Here is a 23,181-nt window from a genome sequence, read left to right as displayed (position 1 = left end):
CAGCCAGCGATGAAGCGGATGCCTCCGCGGTCGAGCCGCAGCGCCGCATGGATACACCTCTCCCCGACCTGCCGTATGGCTTCGCTCGTACCCATGGGGTTGCGATCGCCAATACCGACGGCGGGGTGGAGGTGGCGCTTCGTGCGGGAGCCGACCCGACCGTTCTGATCGAGGTGCGCAGGCATCTTGGCTGTTCGTTCACGCTTCGCCGCCTCGACCCGACTGACTTCGACCGGCTGCTGCACGAGCGCTATGCCATGGACGAAAGCGCGGCAGGGCTGGCGGGTTCGATCGAAGGCGCGGACCTGGACTCGCTTGCCGGTATGCCGAGCGCCGAAGACCTGCTCGACAGCGCCGACGACGCACCGGTCATTCGCCTCATCAACAGCGTGCTGGCCGAGGCGGTGCGGCTTGGCGTCAGCGACGTGCACATCGAGCCATACGAGAGCGGGCTGGTGGTGCGGATGCGGGTCGACGGCCTGCTCCGGGAAACGCTGCGCATGCCGCCGCATGTCGCCCCGGTGGTGGTCAGCCGGATCAAGGTCATGGCGCGCCTCGACATCGCCGAGCGGCGAGTGCCGCAGGATGGAAGGATCGGGATCACACTGGGCGGGCGGCTGCTCGACGTGCGCGTATCGACCTTGCCGAGCCGGGCGGGCGAGCGGGTTGTGCTGCGCCTGCTCGACAAGCAGCAGGCCGGGCTGAAGCTGGAGCGCACGGGGCTGAGCGGTGCGGCCGAGGACATCCTTAAGGAAGCGCTCGCCGAGCCGAACGGCATCATCCTCGTGACCGGCCCGACCGGAAGCGGCAAGACCACGACCCTGTATGCCTGCCTCAGCCAGCTGAACGACGGCAGCCGCAACATCCTGACTGTCGAGGACCCGGTCGAATATGCGATCGACGGAGTTGGCCAAACCCAGGTCAACGCCAAGGTCGGGATGACCTTCGCCACCGGCCTGCGCGCGATCCTGCGGCAGGACCCGGACGTGGTGATGGTCGGCGAAATCCGCGACCGCGAGACGGCCGAGATCGCGGTCCAGGCGTCGCTGACGGGTCACCTGGTCCTGTCGACCGTGCACACCAACGATGCGGTGGGCGCCATCACCCGGATGCGCGACATGAAGGTCGAGCCGTTCCTGCTCGCCTCGACCCTGCGGGCGGTGGTGGCGCAGCGGCTGGTGCGGCGGCTGTGCCCGGACTGCCGGGAGGCGGTGCCGGCCGAGATGGGAGCGGCGGCGCTGCTGGGCGTGCGGACCGGTTCGATCGTCTACCGCGCGGTCGGCTGCGGCGCTTGCAAGGGCACGGGCTTCGCGGGTCGCATCGGCGTGTTCGAGGCGGTGCGGGTGGATGCCACGATCCGACGTTTGATCAACGAGGGCGCTGACGAGGCGGCGATCGCGCGCCATGCCTTCGCCACTGCGCCCACCCTGTCGAGCGCCGCGCTGGCCCTGGTCCAGGCGGGGGAGACCACGCCTGAAGAGGCCATCCGCGTGTCGCGGCGCGAGGCGGACAATGCCTAGTTTCGCCTATGTCGCGGTCGACACGCGGGGCAAGGAGCGCCGGGGGCAGCTCGCCGCCGACAGCCGGGAACGGGCGCGGGCGCAGCTCGAGGCGAAGAAGCTGCACGTGCTGCGTCTGGCCGATGGTCCGGACGTGCCAACGGCTCCGGCCAAAGGGCAGGCCTTGTTCTCCCGGCAGCGGCGCAAGCTCAGTCCCAAGCAGCTCACCGTCTTCACGCGCCAGCTGGCGACCATCTCCGAGGTCAGTCCGCTGGAAGAGGCGCTGCGACTCATCGCCCGGCAGAGCGAGGCGGACCATGTCCGGGCGATCGTCGGCCGGGTCGCGGACGGCGTGGTCGAAGGCCGGCGTCTCGCCGATGCCCTGGCGCGAGAACCCAGGAGCTTCCCGCCGCTCTATCGCGCCATGGTCGCGGCGGGCGAGAGCTCGGGCACGCTGGGCGAGATCCTGGAGCGCGTGGCGAAGCTGCTCGAGCGGCAGGCCGAGATGCGCGGCAAGCTGGTCTCAGCGCTGGCCTATCCGGTGGTTCTGGCGATCGTCGCCGTGCTGGTCGTCGCCGCCCTGATGATCGCGGTGGTGCCGCGCGTCGTCGAGCAGTTCGACAATGTCGGGCAGCAGCTGCCGCTACTCACCCGCGCGATCATGGCGATCAGCGCCTTCCTGGCGAGCTGGTGGTGGGTGATGCTGCTCGTGGCCGGTCTTGGCGCGGTCGGCGGCTGGTACCTGCTCAAGCGGCCCGAGGTGCGGCTGTGGGCCGACGGCCTGCTGCTGCGGCTGCCGTTCCTCGGTCGCCTGCTGCGCGACCTCCACGCCGCGCGGATGGCGCGGACGCTCGCCACCATGATCGAGAGCCGGCTGCCGGTGGTCGAAGGCCTGCGCCTGACCGCCGGCACCGTCCACAACCGGGTGCTGCGCCGCGCCACCGAACAGCTGGTCGAGGCGATCCGCGGTGGCGGCAGCCTTTCGGGCGCGCTCGGCCGCGCCGGGGTGTTCCCGCCGTTGCTGGTGTACCTGGCGGCGACCGGCGAGAGCTCGGGCCAACTCGACGCCATGCTGGCACGCGCCGCCGATACGCTCGAGCGCGACTTCGACACCTTCACCGCAACGGTGCTTTCGCTGCTCGAACCCCTGATCATCATCGTCATGGGTGCGGTGGTCGCCACCATCGTGCTCGCCATCCTGCTGCCGATCCTGCAGCTGCAATCGCTTGTTGGAGCCTGATCCGTGCCTCGCCCATCATCCTGCCGCCGCCCTGAAGAAGACGGCTTCACCCTGGTCGAGCTGATGGTGGTCATCGTGATCATCGGCCTGCTGGCGACCGTGGTGCTGATCAACGTCCTGCCGAGCCAGGATCGGGCGATGGTGACTAAGGCCAAGGCGGACATCGCGACGCTGAGCCAGGCCATGGAAATGTACCGGCTCGACAATCTCTCCTACCCCAGCGGCGGCGATGGTCTTCAGGCGCTCGTCAGCGCACCGGCGGGTGCGCCGGCGGCCAACTATCGCCCCGGAGGCTATGTGAAGAACCTCCCCGACGATCCCTGGGGCCGGCCTTACCAGCTGGCGGTGCCAGGCAAGTCTGGCGCGTTCGACATCTACTCGCTCGGCGCGGACGGCGCAGCAGGCGGCGAAGGCGAGAATGCCGACATCTACGCAGGACAGGACTGACGGGGTCGGATGCGGCAGCAGGGCTTCACCCTCGTCGAGCTGCTGGTGGTGATCACCGTCATGGCGCTGCTCGCGACCGGCGTCGTCATGACCCTGCCCGCCAGCGGCGCCGGCACTCGCGACGCGGCTGGCCGGTTCGCCGCGAGAGTGGCTGCGGCGCGCGACACGGCCGTGCTGACCGGCCGGCCGACCGGCCTGTGGGTGAGCCCCTCCGGCTACGGCTTCGAGCAATTGCGCGGGACCGAGTGGCAGCCCGTCGATGCGCCGCCGCTGGCGCAAGCGGATTGGGGCCGCGATGTGGAGGCGGCCGTCCAGCGCCAGGCGAGGCTGCGCTTCGACAGCATCGGCCTGCCGGACCGCGCACTGGAAGTGCGGCTCGTCAGCGGCACGCGGCTTGCGACGGTGCGCATCGGCTCCAACGGCGACGTGGAGGTGCAATGAGCCCCCGCGAGAACGGCTTCACGCTGCTGGAGATGCTTGTCGCGCTCGCGGTGTTCGGGCTCGCGGCGCTGGCCCTGCTGCGGCTTGATGCGGTGGCGGTGGGCACCACGGCGGACCTCGCCGCCCGGACCGCGGCGGAGCTGGTGGCGCAGAACGAAGCGGCACTGGTCCAGACCGACCCGGCCCCGCCGCCGCTGGGCCGAGTCACCCGGCTGGTCGACAATGGCGGCCGGCGCTTTTCCGTCCAGCAGCAGGCCAGTCCCACCGCCGACCGCCGCTTGGTCCGTGTCGATCTCCTCGTTACCGAACTCGGTGCCGCCGGTCGCGCGCGCCTAACCCTGATCAAGCGCGTGGCATGAACCAGCGGGGCTTCACCTTGGTCGAGATGTTGGTGGCGCTGGTCATCTTCGCGCTGCTGGCGAGCGCGGGCGTGGGCCTGTTGCGCAGCAGCGTCGATACGCAGGAGGTGGTCGGAGCCAAGCTCGCCGATCTCGCCGCCAGCGAACGGCTCCGCCTGCTCCTCGCCAGCGACCTCGCCCAGGCGCTCGATCGGCCCAGCCGGGACGCGGGCGGCTCGGTCCGGCCGGCGTTTTCGGGCGATGAGCGCGCGTTGCGGCTGGTTCGGGGTGGGTGGACGGCTCCTGACGGGGCCTCCGCCTTGCAGGCCGTCACCTGGCAGGTCTCCGGCGGTGCGCTGCAGCGCGCTGGGAGCGAGGCAATCGATGGCGAGTGGGACGGTGCTGCGACGCCGCTGCTCACGGGCGTGGAACGGGCGAGCTTCCGCTACCGCGCTGCATCGGGCGAATGGCACGGCAGCTGGGCACCAGGTCCGTCCGAACCCCCGCTTCCAGCCGCCGTCGAGTTGGTCGTGAAGCGGCAAGGTGAACCGGCGTATCGGGTGGTCGCGGCGCTCCCGCGCGTGCCTGCTGCGCCCAGGCAGGCCGAGCCGGACCGAACGGGCCAGCCGTCCGAGCCCGACGACGGTTCGGCAGCCGAGCGCCAGGCGACCGGAGCCCGGTGGTGATCCCGCGCCCGCTCGGCCCATCGCGGGAACGCGGCGCCGCGCTCCTGACCGTCTTCCTGCTGGTCGCCGTGATGGCGACCGTCTCAGCCACGGCCCTCGATCGCCTGGCGCTCGCCACCCGGCTGAGCGGCAACGTCATGGAAGCGGGGCAGGCTCGACGCTGGCTCGGCATGGCCGAGGAGCTTGCGGTGGTGCGGATGGAGGACATGCTGGCCAGCAGTCCGGAACGGACGACCCTTGCCGGCAACTGGCAGGACACGCCCCGGACGATCGAACTGCCGGACGGCGCACGGATCACCGCGCGCGTGCGGGACGGCGGCAATTGCTTCAACCTCAATAGCCTGGCGGCGCGTACGTCGGAGGGACAGCTGATCGTCAGGCCGGCTGCAGTGGATCAGTTCCGCGCCCTGATGACCACCCTTGGCATCGACCCGACGGCTGCGACCCGCATCTCCGCGGCGGCCGCGGACTGGATCGATCATGACAGCCTGCCGCTTCCGGCCGGAGCCGAGGACAGGGAAGGGCACCTCGTGGCGAACCGCGCCATGGCCCATGAAAGCGAGCTCGGGAAAGTCCCCGGCATGACCCCGGCCATCGCTATCATGCTCCGACCCTGGATCTGTGCGCTGCCCACCCACGACGCATCGCCGCTCAACGTGAATACCCTGACCGCGGAGCAGGCCCCGCTGCTCGCCATGCTGATCCCCGAGCGGCTGACCGTCGAGCAGGCGCGCGCGGCGCTCCGATCGCGGCCCGCATCGGGCTTCCCAAACGTGGAAGCCTTCTGGAACTCGCCAGCGCTCAAGTCGGCCGAGGCCAGCGGCGAAGCCGCTTCGCAGGTGCAGGTCCGCACCTCCTTCTTCCGGTTAGAGGCCTGGGTCAGCGACGGCGACGACGCGGTCGGGGAGACCGCGCTCCTGCAGTTCCGCGACGAACGCGTGCATGTGCTTCGCCGCGACTGGAGCGTGGTCGGTTGACCCAGCTGGTCCTGCTCCTTCCCGAACATCCGCAACCGGACGCGTCCGACACATGGTGGTGGCGGATCGCGGACGGCGAGATCACCGAATGCGGCGATGACAGCCGCTGGGTGCAGTGGGCAGCGGAGCCGGGCGCCGAGCTGATCGGCCTGGCCTCTGCAGGCGCGGTGAGCTTAGTCAGCTCGGAGCCGGTCGGCGCGACCGATCGACAGGCATCGGCCGTCGCTGCCGCCTCTGCGCGGGAGGCCAGTGCCAGCGACGCGGCGGACGTCCACGTCGTGGCGTGCGTGGAAGGAGAAGGGGAACGCCGCCACGCGCTCGCCGCGATCGTGTCGGCGGAGGTGATCGACGCCTGGCTCTTATGGTGCCGTTCCTGCGGTCACGACCTACACGCCATCGTGCCCTCCCTGTTGCTCCTGCCAGCGTCGGACGAGGACTGGATCGACGCGCGGCTCGGCACGGAGCATCTGGTCGGCCGCGGCCACCTGCGCTTTCCCTATGAGGAGGGCTTGTCCGAGGCGCTGATCGGGGACGATCGCGTGCGGCGCGTGCCGGCGGACGAAGTCGAGGCCGCGCTGGTCCGGCTTGCCCGACGCAAGCCGCTCAACCTCCGCTCCGGTCGTTTCGCAGCGCGGCGCGGCTGGGGCCTGGATCGCGGGCGCGCAAGGGAGTTGCTGCTGCTCGCGGCCTGCATTCCCTTGCTGGCGCTGCTGGCCGCGATCATCTCGCTGGTCCGGCTGAACCGGAACAGCGACCGGCTCGACCGCGAAACAGTGGAAGTCGCCAGTGCCGCGCTCGGCCGACCGGTGACAGCGGAGGCCGCCCTTGCCGAGCTGGACTTGGTGGCCGCACGCTCGGGCGGAGCAGCGGGAGCCCTGTCCGCCCCGCTCGCCTCGCTTTATCAGCAGATGCAAGCCGACCCGGCGGTAACCGCCACGGTGCTCGGCTGGCAGGGCGACGGAACGCTGAGCGCCACGCTCGCCGCGAGCCGCCCCGAGGAAATCAACCGGGTCCTGCTCGGTCTGCAGCGCAGCGGCTACCGGGTCACTGCCGTTCCAAGAACCGGAGCCGACGGCCGCCAACTCGCCGAGATCACGGTGAAGAGCGCCGCATGAGCCAGATTCTGTCATGGTATCAGGGGCGCAGCAGCCGCGAACAGCGCTTGATCCTGGCGATGCTCGCCATTGCCCTGTCCATCTTCCTCTGGCTCGCCATCTGGCGTCCGGTCAGCTCCGCGCTCGACGACGCTCGTGAACGGCACGAGGCCGCCGTGGAGCGCCATGCCCGTGCCCTGGCGGCGGTGGAGGGGCTCAAGGGCGCAGCGCGGCCCGTGGCTACGCCGGCTGGGGACATGTCCGCTTACGTCGGGGAAGCTGCGGCGAATGCGGGACTGACTCTGGGGTCCGCGACCCCTCAGGGCCGCGACCGCGTTGCGGTGACGATCCCGAACGGGGACCCGCGCGTGATCATCGGCTGGCTGCGCGTGCTGGAACAGCAGGGCTTCGTCGTCCAGGACTTGAGGATGACGCCCGTCGCTCAAGGGACCGCCTCGCTCTCCGCCGTGCTCGCGCGGCCCAGGCGGTAGCCATGTTCCGCTGGATTCTCTGGACGGCCGCGGCCGGCATCGCGCTGCTGGTGCTGTTCTTCCCGCTGCGCCTTGCCCTCGACGCCGCCGACTTGCCGAAGCTCGGCCTCACCGCGCGGGCGGTCAGCGGATCGATCTGGGATGGCCGCATCGGCGATTTGTCGCTCGGTCGGCAAGCGCTCGGCACCTTCGACGTCCAGTTGCGCCCCGGTCCGCTCCTGCTCGGTCGCACCGCCTTGCGCTTCCAGCGCCGTGACGATCTGCAGGGGCCGTTGGAGGGAACGCTGAGAAGCGGCGGCGGTTCGCATGGGGTGGAGCAGTTGACCGGCCGACTGGCGACCGCCAGCCTGCTGGCTCCCGTTCCGGTGGATGCGCTGGAGTTCCGGCAGGTCACGATTCTGTTCCACGACGGAGCCTGCATGAAAGCGGAGGGCGAGGTCAGCGCAGCGGCAGGTGCCCGGCTCGGCGGCCTCAACCTGACAAAGGCCCTGACCGGACCCGTCAGCTGCGAGGGCCAGCGCGTCCGCGCGCGACTGGCGAGCGAGACGGGCCGCGAGACACTGGAGGTCCTGCTGTCCGAGAACGGACGCTACCGCGCCTTTATGACCCTGCGTGGACTGCCGCCGACCGTTGCCGCGGGGCTCGGCCTGATTGGTTTCCAGAATGGTCCGGAGGGCACCTCCCTCAGCATGTCCGGCGCGCTTTGAGCAGCGTTCTTGCCGTGCTGCTGGGCGGCGCGGGTGGAGCGATCGTCGGCAGCTATCTCGCCACCCTGGTGCAGCGCTGGGGCCGCCAGGAGAGCGCCAGCGTCGGCCGCTCCCGCTGCGACGCTTGCGGCCGCACCCTGAGCCCAACCGAACTCGTCCCGTTGCTGAGCGCACTCGCCAGTGCCGGACGCTGCCGGACCTGCGGTACGCGCATCGACCCACTCCATTGGCGGGTCGAGGCGGCAGCGGCCGCCATCGGGATGGGCAGCCTCATCCTTGCTCCGACATGGCTGCAGGGCGGGATCCTCTCCCTGTTCGGATGGCTCCTCCTGCCCCTGGCGCTGCTTGACTGGCGGCACTTCTGGCTGCCGGATCGATTGACGCTGGTGCTGGCCGCAGCGGGGCTGCTGCTTGGCGGAACCCTGGGCATTGCCGACCTTACAGACCGACTTCTCGGCGGGATCAGCGGTCTGGCAAGTCTCTGGGCTTTGGCCTGGCTCTACCGGCGCGTGCGCGGCCGGGAAGGGCTGGGCGGGGGGGATCCGAAGCTCCTCGGCGCCATCGGCCTCTGGCTGGGCTGGGCCGCCCTGCCTCCAGTGCTGCTGGTTGCGGCGCTCACCGGCCTGGCCATCGCGATCCCTGGTGGGCTCCGGGCCACGCGGAGACTGCCGTTCGGAACCATGCTGGCGGTCAGCGCCTGGTTGGTGGCCGCGGTTTCGCTCGCACGCGCCGGAAGTGCGTTGACCGGCTAGCCGAGCAGGGCCAAGGGGCCGCAATCATGCGCTTCTTCTCCGACAATGCAGCGGCCGCGCACCCGGCGGTCCTCGAGGCGATGATCGCCGCCAACACGCTGGACACCGCCTACGACAGTGACGCCTTGAGCCGGAAGCTGGACGGCGCCTTCTCCGACCTGTTCGAGACGGAGGTGACCGCCCTGTGGGTGACCACCGGAACGGCCGCCAACTGCCTCGCCCTCGCGGCGATGGTTCCATCCTACGGCGGCGTGCTGTGTCACCGGGAGGCACACATCAATGTCGACGAGGCGGGGGCGCCGGAGTTCTTCAGCGGCGGGGCGAAGCTGCTGCTGGTCGATGGCCCGGGTGCCAAGCTGACGGTGGATGCCGTCGCCGAAGCACGCGGACGCATCCGGGCCGACGTCCACCAGACCCAGCCCAATGCGCTGAGCATCACGAACGCCAGCGAATATGGATTGGTCTATACTCCCGAGGAGACCGCTGCCCTCGGCGAGTTCGCGCACACTCATAAGCTCGCTTTCCACCTGGACGGCGCACGCTTCGCCAATGCGGTGGTCTCCACCGGCGCGTCGCCCGCCGATCTCACCTGGCGCGCCGGGGTCGATGCGCTCAGCTTCGGCTTCGTCAAGAACGGGGGGCTTTCGACCGAGGCGCTGATCCTGTTCGACCGGGACCTTGCCGACAGCGTTCTTCGCCGCCGCAAGCGCGCCGGCCACCTGCTGAGCAAGGGTCGCTACATGGCCGCCCAGCTGCTGGCCATGCTGGACGAGGAGATCTGGCTGACCAATGCCCGCGCGGCAAACGAAGCGGCGACCCGCCTGGCCGACGCGGCCGGCGATCGCCTCGTCCATCCGGTCCAGGCCAACGAGGTATTCCTGCGGCTCACCGCGGAGGAGGCGGCGAGCCTCCGCCAGCAGGGCTATGACTTCTACGACTGGGGCGTCGGCGAAGCCCGCCTGGTGACGAGCTGGGACCAGGATCTCGCGGCGGTCGACCGCCTCGCCACCGCGATCCGCGCACTTTGACCGGCAAGTGAAAGGCGTCGACGGCAGGCCGGTTCACGGCGTAATCCTGCCCTTCATCATCTTCACCCTGATCTGGGGATCGACCTGGATCGTCATTCGCGACCAGCTCGGCACGGTCGCCCCGCAATGGTCCGTAACCTACCGCTTCGTCATCGCGGCTGCGGCCATGTTCGCGATCGCGGCCTGGAAGGGTGAGCCCTTGACCCTGGGCCGGCAGGACTGGCTGGCCGTCGGGACCATTGGCGTCTTTCAGTTCTGCGTGAACTTCAATGCTGTCTATGTGGCGGAGCATTTCATCACCTCCGGCCTCGTCGCCACGGTCTTCGCGCTCCTGCTCATCCCCAACTCCTTGCTGGCGTGGGTCATGCTCGGCCAGCGGCCTGGCGGACGCTTTCTCGCCTGCTCGGCCATCGCAATCGCGGGCATAGGCCTGCTCTTCTACCAGGAGTTGCTGCGCGATCAGGCCAGCGGGACGGCGGTGCTGGCGGGCATCGGGTTCACGCTGATCGGCATCATGGGCGCATCCGTGTCGAACGTGCTGCAGGCGACCGAGAAGGTCCGTCACATCCCCATCCTGACGATGCTCGCCTGGGCGATGACCGTTGGGGCCGTCGCCGACGGAGCATTGGCGCTGACCATCGCCGGCCAGCCCACCTTCGAGTGGACCTGGTCCTACTTGGCGGGGCTGGTGTACCTGGCGGTGCTGGCTTCGGCGCTGTGCTTCAGCCTCTACTTTCCGGTGGTCCGCAAGATCGGGCCCGGCCGTGCAGCCTATTCCTCGGCACTGGTGCCGATCGTCGCCATGGCCCTCTCGACCCTGTTCGAGGGCTATGACTGGACTCTCCTGTCGGCCAGCGGAGCCGCGCTCGCGATCGGCGGCATGGTGCTCGCGCTGATGAGCCGGCGTCAGGTTGCCGCTCCGCCGCCGGCTGACTAAGTCCGGCGGCATGTTGGATGCCCGCCTCGCCCTCGCCGCTCCTCCCGCCATCCAGCGTCGGGACTATCGCCCGCCCGACTGGCTGGTCCCCACGATCGAACTCGACTTCGAACTCGATCCAGCACGCACGATCGTTCGGGCGCGGCTTTCGGTCGAGCGCAATGGGACGCACGATCGACCGCTGCGGCTGGACGGCGACGAGCTGACTCCATTGGCGGTGCGTGTGGATGGCGCCGAGGCGGCGTTCAGCATGGACGGACCTGCACTGATCGTACCGCTTTCGGCCGACCGTGCGGTCGTCGAGACCGAGGTTGCGATCTGTCCGGAGAAGAACAGCCAGCTGATGGGGCTCTACGCGTCCGGCGGACTGCTGTGCACGCAGTGCGAGGCCGAGGGCTTCCGCCGAATCACCTTCTTCCCCGACCGGCCCGACGTCCTCTCGCGCTACCGCGTGCGGGTGAGCGCGGACAAGAGCCGCTTTCCCGTCCTGCTGGCCAACGGCAATCCGGTGGACAGCGGGGAGGCCGAGAACGGCACCCACTGGACCGTGTTGGAGGACCCGTTCCCCAAGCCCTGCTATCTGTTCGCGCTGGTCGCGGGCGACCTCGTTGCCAATCGCGACACCTTCACCACCATGTCGGGACGCGAGGTCGAGCTCGGGATCTGGGTTCGGGAAGGCGACCTTCCCAGGACCGGCCACGCGATGCAGGCGCTGAAGGATGCCATGGCCTGGGACGAGCGCACCTACGGCCGGGAATATGACCTCGACCGGTTCAACATCGTCGCGGTCGCCGACTTCAACTTCGGCGCGATGGAGAACAAGGGCCTCAACATCTTCAACTCGCGGTACATCCTAGCCGACCAGGAAACCGCCAGCGACGCCGACTTCGACGCCATCGCCGCAGTGGTCGCGCACGAATACTTCCACAACTGGTCGGGCAACCGTGTCACCTGCCGCGACTGGTTCCAGCTCAGCCTCAAGGAAGGGCTGACGGTCTTCCGTGACCAGAGCTTCAGCGAGGACATGGGCTCGCCGGCGGTGGAGCGGATCGACCAGGTCCGCACGCTGCGCGCGGCGCAGTTCCCGGAGGATGCCGGCCCGCTGGCGCATCCGATCCGCCCCGACAGCTATATCGAGATCGCCAACTTCTACACGGCCACGGTCTACAACAAGGGCGCGGAGGTCATCCGCATGCTGCGGACCATCCTCGGGCCGGACCTCTACCGCAAGGGAGCGGACCTCTACTTCGAACGGCATGACGGGCAGGCGGTCACCTGCGAAGACTTCGTCAAGGCGATGGAGGACGCGAGCGGCATCGACCTCACCCAGTTCCGCCTGTGGTACTCGCAGGCAGGCACGCCGACGGTGAAGGCGCGGCTGGAACAGCATCATGGCAAGGCCGCCCTCCACCTGCAGCAGCTGGTCCCGCCGACACCCGGCCAGCCCACCAAGCAGCCCGCCGTGATCCCGCTCAAGGTTGCGCTGATCGGTGCCCGGAGTGGCCGGGAGGTTGCGCCCGAGCGGCTGGTCCTGCTGACCGAAGGCGAGCAATGCGAGCCTTTCGCGGCCGTTCACGAGCCCGCCTACCTCTCCATCAATCGAGGCTTCTCCGCGCCGGTGATCATCCAGGCCGAGCGCCGCGCGGGTGAGATCGAGGCATTGGCGATTGCCGACACCGACAGCTTCGCCCGATATGAGGCCGTGCAGGAACTGATGCTGCGCGACCTGCTGGCAGCGGTTGCCGGTGGCGAGCCATCTCCACAAGCGGTGATCGCAGCGGTCCGCTCGACCCTGGCGAGCAACGAACTCGATCCTGCCTTCAAGGCGGATGCAGTGCTGCTCCCGTCCGAGACGTTCATTGCCGAGCGGCTCGAAGGTTCGGACCCGGACCGGATCCACGCGGTGCGGGACCAGTTCCGCGAAGCGGTCGGCAAGGCGCTGCTGGGCGAGCTGACCGACCATTATACGGCTAGCACCGCCGATCCGACGAGCTTGTCCGGTGAGGCCAAGGGGCGGCGGCGACTGCGGGCCGCGACCCTCGGCTACATCGCGGCTGGCGATCCCTCTCGCGCCGCGGAAATTGCCAGCCGACAGTTCGAAGAGGCGCAGACCATGACCGAGCGCCAGTCGGCCCTCGCGGTCCTCGCCATGTTGGGCGGGCCCGAGGCGCAGGCGGCGCTCGACGCCTTCTACGCAAGGTTCAAGCATCACCCGCTGGTCATCGACAAATGGTTCGGCGTGCAGGCCTCCGCGCCTCGCGCGGACACGATCGACACGGTCGAGCGGCTTGGCGGCCACCCCGATTTTACGCTCACCAATCCCAACCGACTGCGGGCGCTGGCGGGAAGCTTCGCGGCCACGCCCTTCGCCTTCCACCGGCCGGACGGCCGCGGCTATGACTTCCTTGCCGACATCATCGTCCGCGCCGATGCCATCAATCCGCAGACGGCCGCGCGCTTCGTGGCACCCTTGGGTCGGTGGCGGAAACTGGAGCCGGTCCGCGCGGCGAAGATGCGGGAAGCGCTGGAGCGGATCCTGGCTGCCCCGGGCCTCAGCAAGGACGTGTTTGAGCAGGCGAGCAAGAGCCTCGGCTGATCAGCCGCCGATCCAGCTTGCCACCTGCACCGCGACCTGGTTGGCCGCCTGGTTGATCGCGGGGCCCACGGTCGCTGCGGTGCCTGCCGCCGGGGCAGTGGCCTGGAAGCGGCGGGTCTCAACCCTCGCTCCCCCTGCCGTGGACAGCGCCGCATCGTAGATCACCACCACCTGTCCGGTGGTCGCGTCATAGCCCATCCGCTGAAGCGTGCCGGTCACGCGCAGGCCGGGGTCGAGTGCCGACTGCTTGGGGTCCAGCACAACGCGATTCGTGGTCCGCTTCAGCGTCTCGGTCAGCAGCTGCTGGAACATGCGGCTGGGCCGGTCGACCCATTGCAGGTCCTGGATATAGGTCACCGAGCTCGGCCCCTCCAGCGCCGGAACACGCACCTGATTGAGCTCCTGCGGGGTCACTGGAACCTCGATGGTCACTGCCTCCCCGGCGGCGGCGGAACGCGTCAACTCGGCCGGCGCGGCTGCCGTCGGCGTGAGGGTCAGCAGCGCGTCTGGGACCTTGGCTCCACCGAAGCAGCCGGCCAGCGCCGTGACCAGTGCAAGCGGCAGAAGAAGGCGTGGGGCACGCATCAGCGGGTCTTTCCTGGCTTGTGGTCGGGCAGCTTGGGCGAACCCAGCACCCCGCTGACGCCGCCCTGGTCCAGCCGCTGGCTGAAGCCCTCGAGGTTCGCCGTCAGCTCGCGCAGGTCGCGAACCAGGCGGTTGGCCTCGGGCAGCGTCGTCTTGGTGAGGTTTTGAACGCCCGGCCGCGCATCGGCGAGCAGGGCGTCGAGGTTGGCGGTCGTCCGCTCCACCGACGCCATGGTCCGGCGCAGGTCCGCGGCCGCCGGACGGACATCCTCGTTGACCAGCTGGTTGCTGCTGTCGATCAGCCGCCCCGCCTTTTCGGCCGCGATGCCCGCGTTGCGAGCCGCGATGCGCACGTCACCCATGGTGTCCGCGATCTCCGGCGCGCGCTGCGCCAGCACTTCCGACGTGCGCTGCACGTTCTCGAGGATGTCCGAGATGGCGTTCTGGTTGCGGTCGCTCAGCAGCTCCGTCAGCCGCTCGGTAAGCCGCTGGATGCGATCCAGCAGTTCCGGCGCGCTGTTCAGCAGCGCTCCGAGCCCACCGGCAGACGCCGGAATGACTGGACAGCCCTGGGGACCCGGCCGGCTGAGCGGCTGCGCTCCGGAGGCCGCGCCCTCCAGCTGGATTTCGCTGACCCCGGTGAAGCCCACGCCCCGGATCTGGGCGGTCGTCCCCTGGAGAACCGGGGTCTGCTCATCGACCTCGATCCGCACCCAGACGAATTCGGGCCGCTTCGGCAGCAGCGAGATCTGCGTAATCTGGCCGACCGGCACGCCATTGTAGCTGACGTTCGATCCCCGGTTGAGACCGCCCACACCCTGGCTGAAATACACGTCGAAACAGCGCCGCCGCTCGGTGTTGAAGCCGACCAGCCAGACCGAGAAGAGCAACAGCCCGATGAGCAGGGCCAGCACCACGGTGCCGACCAGCACATGGTTGGAACGGGTTTCCATCTACGCTCCGAGCTCCCGCACTACGCTGCCGCCGCAGCGCGTCCGCGCGGCCCGTTGAAATATTCTTGAATCCAAGGATGATCCAACTGGAGTAAACGATCAATGGTGTCCACCGCGATGACCCGCTTGTCGGCAAGGACCGCGACCCGGTCGCAGATGGCGTACAGGCTGTCGAGATCGTGGGTGATGAGGAAAACGGTCAGGTCCAGGCGCTCGCGCAGGTTGAGGATCAACTGGTCAAACGCCTGAGCGCCGATCGGGTCCAGGCCCGCGGTCGGCTCGTCCAGGAACAGCAGTTCCGGATCGAGCGCCAGCGCCCGCGCCAGGCCCGCCCGCTTGCGCATGCCCCCGGACAGTTCGGACGGATACTTGTTGCCCGCCTCGGCCGGCAGCCCGGACATGGCGATCTTGTAGCTGGCGATCTCGTTCAACAGGTCGCCCTTGATGAATGGAAAATACTCGCGGATCGGCACCTGCACGTTCTCGGCTACGGTCAGGGTCGAGAAGAGCGCTCCGTTCTGGAACAGGATGCCCCAGCGCCGCCGGATGTTCTTGGCCTCGTCCTCCGACCGGCCCACCATGTTCTCGCCCAGCACCTCGATCTCGCCCGCCGTCGGGGTCTGCAGCCCGATGATGGACCGCATGAGCACCGACTTGCCGGTGCCGGACCCGCCGACGACGCCGATGATCTCGCCGCGGCGCACGTCCAGGTCGAGGTTGTCGTGGATGATCTGCTCGCCAAACTGGTTGCGCAGGCCGCGCACCTGAATGATCGGCATTTCGCCTTCGGGAAGGATCGCAGTCATCAGATCCAGCCGATCGAGCTGAAGAAGACGGCGAAGATCGCATCGAGCACGATGACCAGGAAGATCGACTGCACCACGGCCGCCGTGGTCTTGAGGCCCACCTCCTCCGCATTGCCCTGGACGAGCATGCCCTGGAAGCAGCCTGCCAGCGCGATGATGAACCCGAACACCGGCGCCTTGATCAGGCCAACCCACAGGTCGGTGGCGGGCACCACCTCCGAGATCAGCTGGATGTAGGTCAGCGGCGGGATTTCGAGGTCGATCCAGCACAGGAGGCCGCCGCCGATGATCGCCGTCAGCATCGACCAGAAGGCGAGGAGGGGCATCATGACGGTCGAGGCGATCATTCGCGGGATCACCAGCGCTTCCACCGGCGACACACCGATGGTCCGCATCGCATCCACCTCTTCGGTGATCTTCATGGTCCCGATCTGCGCGGCGAAGGCGGACCCGGAGCGGCCGGCGACCATGATCGCCGTCATCAAGGGTCCCAGTTCCCGCACGGTGATGCGGCCGATGAGGTTGACCGTGTAGATCTCGGCCCCGAACTGGGCGAGCTGCACCGCGCCTTGCTGCGCGACCACGATGCCGATGAGGAAGCTCATCAGCCCGATGATCCCGAGCGCGCGGACCCCGACGACGTCGAACCGCTGAACGACCGCGTTGACCCGGAACCGCTTGGGCCGGCGAATGATGTTCGCAAAGGCCACCAGGGTCGCACCGAAGAAGCCGAGCAGGCCGACGAAGGTGCGACCGGCCTCCACGGTCCACGCGCCCAGTTCGGCGACGGGCCCACCTTCGTTCTCGGGTGCGACCTTCGCTGGGTGATCGGCCTCCGCAACCTGCCGCAACAGGCTCTGCGTCTCGGCGCTTGCCCCGATCACGCGAGCCCCGCGATTGCGGGCGGTCCGGTGCACGAGCCAGGCTCCGACCGTGTCCATCCGCTCGATGCGGCTGAGGTCGATGGTCAGCGGGTCGGGGATGGTCTCCAGCTCGCGCTCGGTCGAGCCGGCCCGGCCGATCGTGAGGGCGCCGGCCGGCTGGAACACATGGCCGTCGTCGGCTGGTGGGAGATCGTCGGTTTCGGCCATTCGGCGCGAGACTTGCTCGAAAAGGGTCGGAACGGCAAGGCCGCGGACCGGGGCTGCCACTTTCCTGCCAATCTTCTCTGCCCTACGCCCCGACGATGGCAAACGGCACCAGCTCTCAGACCGGCCCTCTTTTTGTCGCCGTGGGCGAGAATGACGCGCGCATGTTCGGCCTGGACGCACGCACCCGGGCGGAGCGCCTGGCGAGCAACGCAAAGCTGCAGGTTGGCCGTGAGCCCGAGCCTTCGCGTTCCGTGCTGCTGGCCAACCTCTCCTATGCCTTCGACCCGGCGTGGCTGGGTGTCATGAAGGCGCGCCCGGGAGCCGTCCTTGCGCTTGGCGGCGTGCCGGTCCTGGCCCACCTCGATGCGGACACCGACCCTGCGTCTACGCAAGCGACCATGCGGGACACCGCTCCGCTCGTGGATAGCGGACTGCAGCTGCTCGACGCGGAAACGGCGGACATCTCCTACCATGAGTTGCGCAAGCGCGATCGGCCGTTCGCGCTCAGGCTCACGGCGGAAAGCGCCGACGCAGCCGAGCGCGCCGCCTACAATGCGGCCTACAAGGGCGTCACCGACCTGCTGACCCTTTACCTGTGGCGCCGACCGGCATTCTATCTCACACGCTGGGCCGCGTCGGCCGGCCTGACCCCGAACATGGTCACGCTGGTGGGTTTTGCCTTCTGTGTGCTGGCCTTCTGGCTCTTCTGGAACGGTCATTATTGGGCCGGCTTCGCGAGCGGCTTCGTCTTCATGGTGCTCGACACGGTGGACGGGAAGCTCGCGCGATGCACGGGCACCTCGTCCAAGTGGGGCAACATCTTCGATCACGGTACGGACCTTATCCATCCGCCGTTCTGGTGGTGGGCCTGGCTCCACGGACTTGGCGCGGTCGGTCTCGCTCTTGAACCGGTCTACGCGGCCATGGTGCTTGGGGCGATCGTGGCGGGCTACGTCGTGCAGCGCCTCATCGAAGGCATCTTCATGCGCCGCTTCGGCATGCACATCCACGTGTGGCAGCCAATCGACAGTCGTTTCCGGCTGATCACCGCGCGCCGCAACCCCAACATGGTGATCCTGTTCGTCGCCCTCCTGCTCGGCCGGCCCGACCTCGGCATCGAACTGGTCGCACTCTGGACGCTGGTCTCGCTGATCTTCCACGCGGTCAGGCTCGCCCAGGCCAATGCCCGACGGGAGCGTGGCGAGCCGGTGAAGTCCTGGCTGGCATGACGGAGGCGACCCGCTGGACGGCCGTGGTTCTCGCGGGCGAGCGGCCGACCGGCGATCCCATGGCTCGGGCGGCGGGCGTCGCGTCCAAGGCGCTGTTGCCGGTCGGGGGTGAACCCATGCTTGCTCGGCCGGTCAGGGCTCTCCTGGGGTCGGGCGTGATCGGCGAGGTCCGGGTATTGGCGCAGCAGCCTGAACCGCTCGCGGACGTCCTCCCGCAAGGCATCAAGCTGGAACGCTCGCGCCGCACGATCGCAGAGACGCTGGATGGGATCTGCACCGATCCGACGACACGCTGGCCGATTCTGGTGACCACCGCCGACCACGCGTTGCTTGACGAGGAGATGATCCGTGAGTTCGTGGCCTCGAGCCGCAACGTCGACGTCGCCGTCGGCTTCGTCGAACGAGGACCCCTGCTCGCACGGTTCCCGGATGCGCAGCGGACCTGGCTCAAGTTCAGGGGCGGGGCCTATAGCGGCGCAAACCTGTTCGCCCTGACCTCGCCGAAGGCCGCCGCCGCGATCCACCGCTGGCGTGCGGTGGAGGAAGATCGCAAGAAGGGCTGGCGGGTCGTGGCGCAGCTCGGACTTCTGCTGATGGTCGGCGCCGTTCTTCGCTTGCGCACGATCCACCAGTCGGCCCAGGCCCTCGGCCGCAAGCTTGGCCTCCGCATGCGGGTCGTGGAACTCAGCAATCCGCTGGCTGCCGTCGACGTGGACAAGCCCGCCGACCTTGCGCTTGTCGAGGCAATCCTTGCGGGTCGAGCATGAGTGATCTCGCCATCTACGACATGGACCGGACGGTCACCCGGCGGGCGACCTACACCCCGTTCCTGCTGCATTGCGCGGTTCGCAAGGCGCCGTGGAGATTGCTGTTCCTGCCCTTGGTGGTCGGGTCCATGCTGGCCTACCTCGCCAGGCTGATCGATCGCGCGCGGCTCAAGGAGATCAACCACCGCCTGCTGCTGGGCCGCGCCATCCACGCCACCGACCTGAAGCCCCTGGTGGAAAGTTTCGCGGACCGCCAGGTCGCCACCAACATCCGTCCCGGCGCCCGTGCCGCCATCGCCCGCGACAAGTTGGAAGGCCGGCGCGTGGTCATGGCGACGGCCTCCTACCGCTTCTACGCGGAGGCGATCGCGCGCCGGCTGGGGTTCGACGACGTGATCGGGACGGGCTCCATCATCGGGCTCGACGAGCGGCTGCACTGCTTCATCGACGGCGAGAACTGCTACGGCGAGGCCAAGATGCGGATGGTCGCGGATTGGGTCGAAAGGTCCGGCCTCCTCGGCCGCCACGGTCACGTCCGCTTCTACTCCGACCACGCCAGCGACGCGCCCGTATTCGAGTGGTCGAACGAGCCCGTCGCCGTGAACCCCCACGTCCGGCTGGCGAGGCTCGCAGCCGAGCGGGGGTGGCGTGTGGAGGACTGGGGCTAGACTGCCCTCAACGCATTCTCGAAGTCGGCGATCAGATCGTCCGGATTCTCGACGCCGATCGAAATCCGCACCAGATTGTCCGTGATCCCCAAGGCCTGCTTCCGCTCGTCCGGTACCGACAGGTGGGTCATCGCCGCCGGCGCGCTGGCCAGGGTCTCGGTTCCGCCCAGGCTGACCGCAAGATGGGCGATCTTCAGGCTGTCGAGGAAGGCAAACGCCTCCCGCTCCCCACCCTTCAGGTAGAGCGAAAAGGTCGATCCCGCGCCGGTGCAATGGCGGCGGTAGATGTCCGCCTGGCGCGATCCTTCCTCCAGGAAGCCGAGGTAGCCGACCTGCTCGACCTTCTCGTGCCCGCGCAGGAACTCGCACACCTTGGCCGCATTCTCGCCCGCCCGGCTCATCCGCAATTCCAGCGTCTCGAGCGAACGCAGCAGCATCCAGGCCGTGTTCGGGTCGCAGATGGTGCCGATGGTGTTGCGCATCATGCGAATGGGATCGAGGTACTTCTTCGAGCCGACGAGCCCGCCGGCGACCAGGTCGCTGTGACCACCCGCGTACTTAGTCAGCGAGTAGACGGTGATGTCCGCGCCCTGGTCGAGCGGCTTGGCCCACAGCGGGCCGAGAAACGTATTGTCGATCGCGATTGGCGGGCGCTGGTCCCCCGGGAAGGCGGCGTCGCGGGCGGCGGCTACCGCTTCGACGTCGACCAGCTGGTTGGTCGGGTTCGCCGGGCTCTCCAGGTAGATCAGCGCAACGCGGCCTTGCTCTTTTCCGCGCGCAATCGCCGCATCGATCTCATTTCGAGTGGCTCCGCTGGGAAAATCGAGCCACTTCACGCCAAATTTGCCGAGGATTTTGGCAATCAATGTCTCAGTCGCGGCGTAGAGCGGGCCCGAATGGACGACCACGTCGCCCGGCTGGACGTAGGTCATCAGCAGTGTCGCAATCGCCGACATACCGCTTGAGAAGGCCAGCGCCTCCTCCGCATCTTCCCAGAGGGTTAGCCGGTCTTCCAGGATCTCCTGGTTGGGTCCGTTGAAGCGCGAATAGACGAGTCCCTCGGCACCACCCGGCCGCTTGCCGGTAATTCCCTCGAAGAAGCGCTTCCCGTCCGCTGCCGTCTGGAACACGAAGGTGGAGGTCAGGAAGATCGGCGGCTTCAGCGAGCCTTCGGACAGGGACGGATCGAACCCGTAGCCCATCATCAGCGTCTCAGGCGCGAGCTTGTGATTGCCGATGGTGGTCGGCGACGGCTTCGGCGCGCGCTTGGAAGGCGCGCCGCTCATTTCGGACTCGTCTGTCATGGGCGGCGCTCTAGCCCAGAAGCGGGCGCAATAGCCACACCATGCCGACCAGCAGCGGCACGCCGATCAGGTCCAGCAAGAGGCCGGCCTTCAGCATTCGCGAAAGCGCGATGTGCCCCGTCGCCCAGGCGATCGCATTGGGTCCGGTTCCCGACGGAAGCATGAAGCCCCAGCTGGCCGCCCAAGCCGCAGGCAGCGCCAAGAGGATTGGATCCACTCCGGTAGCAGCGATGATCCCGGCGACTACAGGGATGATCCCGCTTGCCGCGGCAACATTGCTTGCGAATTCGGTGATCAGCACCACCAGCGCGACGAGCACCAGCGCGACCACCAGCGGAGGCACGGCACGAAGCGGCTGAAGCGCCACGCCCAGCCACTCGTCGAGGCCCGACGCTCCGATTCCGGCGGCGAGCGCGAGCCCGCCTCCGAACAGCATGATTACGTCCCACGGAGCCCGGTTGGCCTCTTCCCACCGGAGGATCGGACGGCCCGTGCCATCGGGGATCACGAACAAGGCCAGAGCGCCGAGGATTGCGACCGTGCCGTCCACCAGCACGTCCTTGGGCAGGAGGTGCGCGACCAGCGGCAATGCAATCCACCCCGCGACTACGGCAGCGATGACAGGGACGAGCCGCTTCTCCGCGACGGTCCACGCTCCGGCCTCGCCAATGCCGGCAAGGGCGGCCGCGGAATCGAAGTCGGTTGATTGGACCCTCTGGACTTTCATTAGCACGAGCCAGCAGGCCGGGATGGCGACCAGCACCAGGGGAACGCCGTAGGACGCCCAGGTGAGGAAATCGATGCGAAGCCCGGTCGTTCGGTCGATGATGCCCGCCGCGATGGCGTTAGTCGGTGACCCCACCAAGGTGCCGAGACCACCGATGCTGGCCGCAAATGCGATCCCCATCGGCAATGCACCCGCGAACCCGTTCGTGTGGCGCGACGGAATCTGAGCCGCCGCGAGCACGGCCATGCCGATCGGGATCATGATCAGCGTGGTCGCCGTGTTCGAAACGATGAAACTCAGCAGTCCCGTCGCGATCATGAAGGCAAACAGCATCGCACCCGGGGTGCTGCCGCCTCGCCGAACGATGCCGAGAGCCAGTCGCCGATGCAGTCCCGTCCGCTCGATGGCGAGTGCGATGATCGCGCCTCCGAGTACCAGGAACAGGATGGGCGAATAGTAGGCCGCGGCAGCGTCGCTTGAGGTCATCACGCCGAACAGCGGCAGGAGAAGAAAGGGCAGCAGAGCGGTGGCCGTAAGGGGCAGGGCCTGCGTCATCCACCAGATCGCCATGAGCGCGACCAGAGCCGTCACTCTCCAGGCCGTTTCCGGCATTCCCGCCGGCGCTGGCAGGACAAGCAACAGAAGGAAGACGGCGAGCCCGCCCCAGAAACCCAGCCTCGCGGTCATCGACACCCCTCCCCCCGTGGAGCGTCATGGCAGAGGGCGGCGGGCGCTGTCACGTGCCGCCGCGACAATCAGAATCGGGCGAGTTCCTCCGCCTTCTCCAGGATGTCCAGCTCTCGGATCAGCCCGTCGACGCTCTTCGTCAGCTCAGGCAGGAAGGTGATCTGGTGCCGCGCGCCGCGATAGGACTCGACCAGCAAGATCGCGTCGACGAGGATGCGATAGACCTCCTCTTCGGGATCCTCGAGTTCCCCCAGGCGCTTCAGCTTTGCCATCACCTTGAGCCGCGCCGCCAGCGGGTCCGCCAGGGCTTCGGAGCGCGCAATGTTCCAGACCAATGAACCCTCCGTCGTAGATCGCCAGAATAGCTCAAGGGTTAACGCGGGATAGCTCAGGTCATCGCGCGGATGAGTCGCCGTGGCGCAGGGGAGCGGTCAAGCGCTCGCCTCCAGCTGGGTGAAGCGGACTGCCATGAGCGCTCGGGTAGTGAGTATTCCATCATCCGCTTTTGCTACGACCGACAATTGCTGCACATCCTTGCCGCCCAGTGGGATGACCATCTGCCCGCCTGGCGCAAGCTGCTCCACGAGGGCGGCCGGAGGTGCTGGCGATGCGGCGGTGACCAGGATCCGGTCGAACGGCGCATGATCGGGCCACCCGCGGGAGCCGTCTCCGACCCGCACCTGAACGTCATGGCCGAGTGCGGTGAAGCGGAGGCTTGCAGCTTCGGCGAACTCCTCCACGATTTCCACGCTGAACACGCGCGCGCCCATCTCGGCGAGGACCGATGCCTGATAGCCGAGCCCCGTGCCGACTTCGAGCACCCTGGATTCGGGCTGGACGTCGAGCAGGTCGATCATCAGAGCGCCGATGAATGGTTGCGACAGCGTCTTGTCGAAGCCGATCGGCAGGGGCGTGTCCTGGTAAGCAGCGGCTGCGATCTGCTCCGGGACGAACAAGTGTCGTGGGACGTCCATCAGCGCGCGCCTGACCGCCGGGTCGAGCGCGTCCTTGCCGATCTCGTCGGACGCGAGATCGAAATGCATGTCGATAATCTCGACCATGTGCCGGCGGAGCACGGCGAGATGCTGCTCGGTCATCGGCTTCATGGTTCGGCACTCCTTGTCCGGCGAA

25 protein-coding genes are annotated in these 23,181 nt (G+C 68.2%); 17 read left to right on the top strand and 8 right to left on the bottom strand.

Annotated features, from left to right (window positions below; genetic code table 11):
- Positions 1-47: 47 nt before the first annotated feature.
- Genes gspE through pepN form a run of 14 tightly spaced genes read left to right on the top strand, consistent with a single transcriptional unit; the run spans position 48 to position 13,233 of the window.
- Positions 48-1,520 carry a type II secretion system ATPase GspE gene (gene gspE, locus JT720_RS03755; RefSeq protein WP_205480153.1) on the top strand — a complete coding sequence of 491 codons (1,473 nt, stop codon included), beginning with the start codon at positions 48-50 and terminating at the stop codon, positions 1,518-1,520.
- Positions 1,513-2,739 (top strand): type II secretion system inner membrane protein GspF, encoded by a 1,227-nt coding sequence (gene gspF, locus JT720_RS03750; RefSeq protein WP_205479453.1) that lies wholly within the window; start codon positions 1,513-1,515, stop codon positions 2,737-2,739. Before gspE ends, gspF begins: the two co-directional genes overlap by 8 nt.
- A gap of 3 nt (positions 2,740-2,742) precedes the next feature.
- Entirely contained in the window at positions 2,743-3,186 is a 444-nt protein-coding gene (gspG, locus tag JT720_RS03745) for a type II secretion system major pseudopilin GspG (RefSeq protein WP_336511933.1), read from the top strand.
- Between the two features lie 9 nt (positions 3,187-3,195).
- Complete coding sequence (locus JT720_RS03740; RefSeq protein ID WP_205480151.1) at positions 3,196-3,627, top strand: GspH/FimT family pseudopilin; 432 nt, start codon at positions 3,196-3,198, stop codon at positions 3,625-3,627.
- On the top strand, positions 3,624-3,986 hold the full coding sequence (gspI, locus tag JT720_RS03735) for a type II secretion system minor pseudopilin GspI (RefSeq protein WP_205479451.1): 363 nt from the start codon (positions 3,624-3,626) through the stop codon (positions 3,984-3,986). Before JT720_RS03740 ends, gspI begins: the two co-directional genes overlap by 4 nt.
- Positions 3,983-4,651: a type II secretion system minor pseudopilin GspJ gene (gspJ, locus tag JT720_RS03730; RefSeq protein WP_205479449.1), complete on the top strand. Its 669-nt coding sequence runs from the start codon at positions 3,983-3,985 to the stop codon at positions 4,649-4,651. Before gspI ends, gspJ begins: the two co-directional genes overlap by 4 nt.
- Positions 4,648-5,628: a type II secretion system minor pseudopilin GspK gene (gspK, locus tag JT720_RS03725; protein ID WP_336511932.1), complete on the top strand. Its 981-nt coding sequence runs from the start codon at positions 4,648-4,650 to the stop codon at positions 5,626-5,628. Before gspJ ends, gspK begins: the two co-directional genes overlap by 4 nt.
- Positions 5,625-6,743: a type II secretion system protein GspL gene (gene gspL, locus JT720_RS03720; RefSeq protein ID WP_205479447.1), complete on the top strand. Its 1,119-nt coding sequence runs from the start codon at positions 5,625-5,627 to the stop codon at positions 6,741-6,743. Before gspK ends, gspL begins: the two co-directional genes overlap by 4 nt.
- A complete protein-coding gene (gspM, locus tag JT720_RS03715; RefSeq protein ID WP_205479445.1) occupies positions 6,740-7,213 on the top strand; it encodes a type II secretion system protein GspM in 474 nt (157 codons plus the stop codon). Before gspL ends, gspM begins: the two co-directional genes overlap by 4 nt.
- Positions 7,214-7,215: 2 nt before the next feature.
- The gene (gene gspN, locus JT720_RS03710) at positions 7,216-7,920 is read left to right on the top strand and encodes a type II secretion system protein N (RefSeq protein ID WP_205479444.1); all 705 of its coding nucleotides are present in this window, start codon (positions 7,216-7,218) and stop codon (positions 7,918-7,920) included.
- On the top strand, positions 7,917-8,672 hold the full coding sequence (locus JT720_RS03705) for a prepilin peptidase (protein WP_205479443.1): 756 nt from the start codon (positions 7,917-7,919) through the stop codon (positions 8,670-8,672). Before gspN ends, JT720_RS03705 begins: the two co-directional genes overlap by 4 nt.
- Before the next feature lie 26 nt (positions 8,673-8,698).
- Entirely contained in the window at positions 8,699-9,700 is a 1,002-nt protein-coding gene (locus tag JT720_RS03700) for a threonine aldolase family protein (protein WP_205479442.1), read from the top strand.
- A 7-nt stretch (positions 9,701-9,707) separates the two neighbouring features.
- Complete coding sequence (locus JT720_RS03695) at positions 9,708-10,637, top strand: EamA family transporter (RefSeq protein WP_205479441.1); 930 nt, start codon at positions 9,708-9,710, stop codon at positions 10,635-10,637.
- A 10-nt stretch (positions 10,638-10,647) separates the two neighbouring features.
- Positions 10,648-13,233 carry an aminopeptidase N gene (gene pepN / locus JT720_RS03690; protein WP_205479440.1) on the top strand — a complete coding sequence of 862 codons (2,586 nt, stop codon included), beginning with the start codon at positions 10,648-10,650 and terminating at the stop codon, positions 13,231-13,233.
- Here the strand turns inward: pepN and JT720_RS03685 are convergent, their stop codons facing one another.
- From JT720_RS03685 to JT720_RS03670, 4 genes are read right to left on the bottom strand one after another with little or no spacing between them, the layout of a single operon-like run.
- The gene (locus JT720_RS03685) at positions 13,234-13,818 is read right to left on the bottom strand and encodes an ABC-type transport auxiliary lipoprotein family protein (RefSeq protein ID WP_205479438.1); all 585 of its coding nucleotides are present in this window, start codon (positions 13,816-13,818) and stop codon (positions 13,234-13,236) included. It abuts the gene before it with no gap.
- Complete coding sequence (locus JT720_RS03680) at positions 13,818-14,771, bottom strand: MlaD family protein (RefSeq protein WP_205479435.1); 954 nt, start codon at positions 14,769-14,771, stop codon at positions 13,818-13,820. The genes JT720_RS03685 and JT720_RS03680 overlap by 1 nt, the downstream gene beginning before the upstream one ends.
- Positions 14,772-14,791: 20 nt before the next feature.
- A complete protein-coding gene (locus JT720_RS03675) occupies positions 14,792-15,577 on the bottom strand; it encodes an ABC transporter ATP-binding protein (protein WP_205479434.1) in 786 nt (261 codons plus the stop codon).
- Positions 15,577-16,668, bottom strand: coding sequence for an ABC transporter permease (locus JT720_RS03670; protein ID WP_205479433.1), 1,092 nt, complete (start codon positions 16,666-16,668; stop codon positions 15,577-15,579). The genes JT720_RS03675 and JT720_RS03670 overlap by 1 nt, the downstream gene beginning before the upstream one ends.
- Positions 16,669-16,763: 95 nt before the next feature.
- Between JT720_RS03670 and JT720_RS03665 the strand changes: the two genes are divergently transcribed.
- Genes JT720_RS03665 through JT720_RS03655 form a run of 3 tightly spaced genes read left to right on the top strand, consistent with a single transcriptional unit; the run spans position 16,764 to position 19,332 of the window.
- Positions 16,764-17,897 (top strand): CDP-alcohol phosphatidyltransferase family protein, encoded by a 1,134-nt coding sequence (locus JT720_RS03665; protein ID WP_205479432.1) that lies wholly within the window; start codon positions 16,764-16,766, stop codon positions 17,895-17,897.
- Positions 17,894-18,664 carry a nucleotidyltransferase family protein gene (locus JT720_RS03660; RefSeq protein WP_205479431.1) on the top strand — a complete coding sequence of 257 codons (771 nt, stop codon included), beginning with the start codon at positions 17,894-17,896 and terminating at the stop codon, positions 18,662-18,664. Before JT720_RS03665 ends, JT720_RS03660 begins: the two co-directional genes overlap by 4 nt.
- Entirely contained in the window at positions 18,661-19,332 is a 672-nt protein-coding gene (locus tag JT720_RS03655; RefSeq protein ID WP_205479430.1) for an HAD family hydrolase, read from the top strand. Before JT720_RS03660 ends, JT720_RS03655 begins: the two co-directional genes overlap by 4 nt.
- Here the strand turns inward: JT720_RS03655 and JT720_RS03650 are convergent.
- From JT720_RS03650 to JT720_RS03635, 4 genes are all read right to left on the bottom strand, one after another.
- The gene (locus JT720_RS03650; protein ID WP_205479429.1) at positions 19,329-20,636 is read right to left on the bottom strand and encodes a cystathionine gamma-synthase family protein; all 1,308 of its coding nucleotides are present in this window, start codon (positions 20,634-20,636) and stop codon (positions 19,329-19,331) included. The genes JT720_RS03655 and JT720_RS03650 overlap by 4 nt on opposite strands.
- Before the next feature lie 10 nt (positions 20,637-20,646).
- Positions 20,647-22,050, bottom strand: a complete 1,404-nt coding sequence (locus JT720_RS03645; RefSeq protein ID WP_205479428.1) for an SLC13 family permease — start codon at positions 22,048-22,050, stop codon at positions 20,647-20,649.
- Between the two features lie 68 nt (positions 22,051-22,118).
- Entirely contained in the window at positions 22,119-22,385 is a 267-nt protein-coding gene (locus JT720_RS03640; RefSeq protein WP_205479427.1) for a hypothetical protein, read from the bottom strand.
- A 96-nt stretch (positions 22,386-22,481) separates the two neighbouring features.
- Entirely contained in the window at positions 22,482-23,156 is a 675-nt protein-coding gene (locus JT720_RS03635) for a protein-L-isoaspartate(D-aspartate) O-methyltransferase (protein WP_205479425.1), read from the bottom strand.
- Positions 23,157-23,181 lie beyond the last annotated feature (25 nt).

Origin of the sequence: Sphingomonas arenae (assembly GCF_016924655.1) — a bacterium.
GTDB classification, from domain to species: domain Bacteria; phylum Pseudomonadota; class Alphaproteobacteria; order Sphingomonadales; family Sphingomonadaceae; genus Sphingomicrobium; species Sphingomicrobium arenae.
Note: the sequence above shows the minus strand (reverse complement) of the source record. Positions and strands in the feature narration are given on the sequence as shown.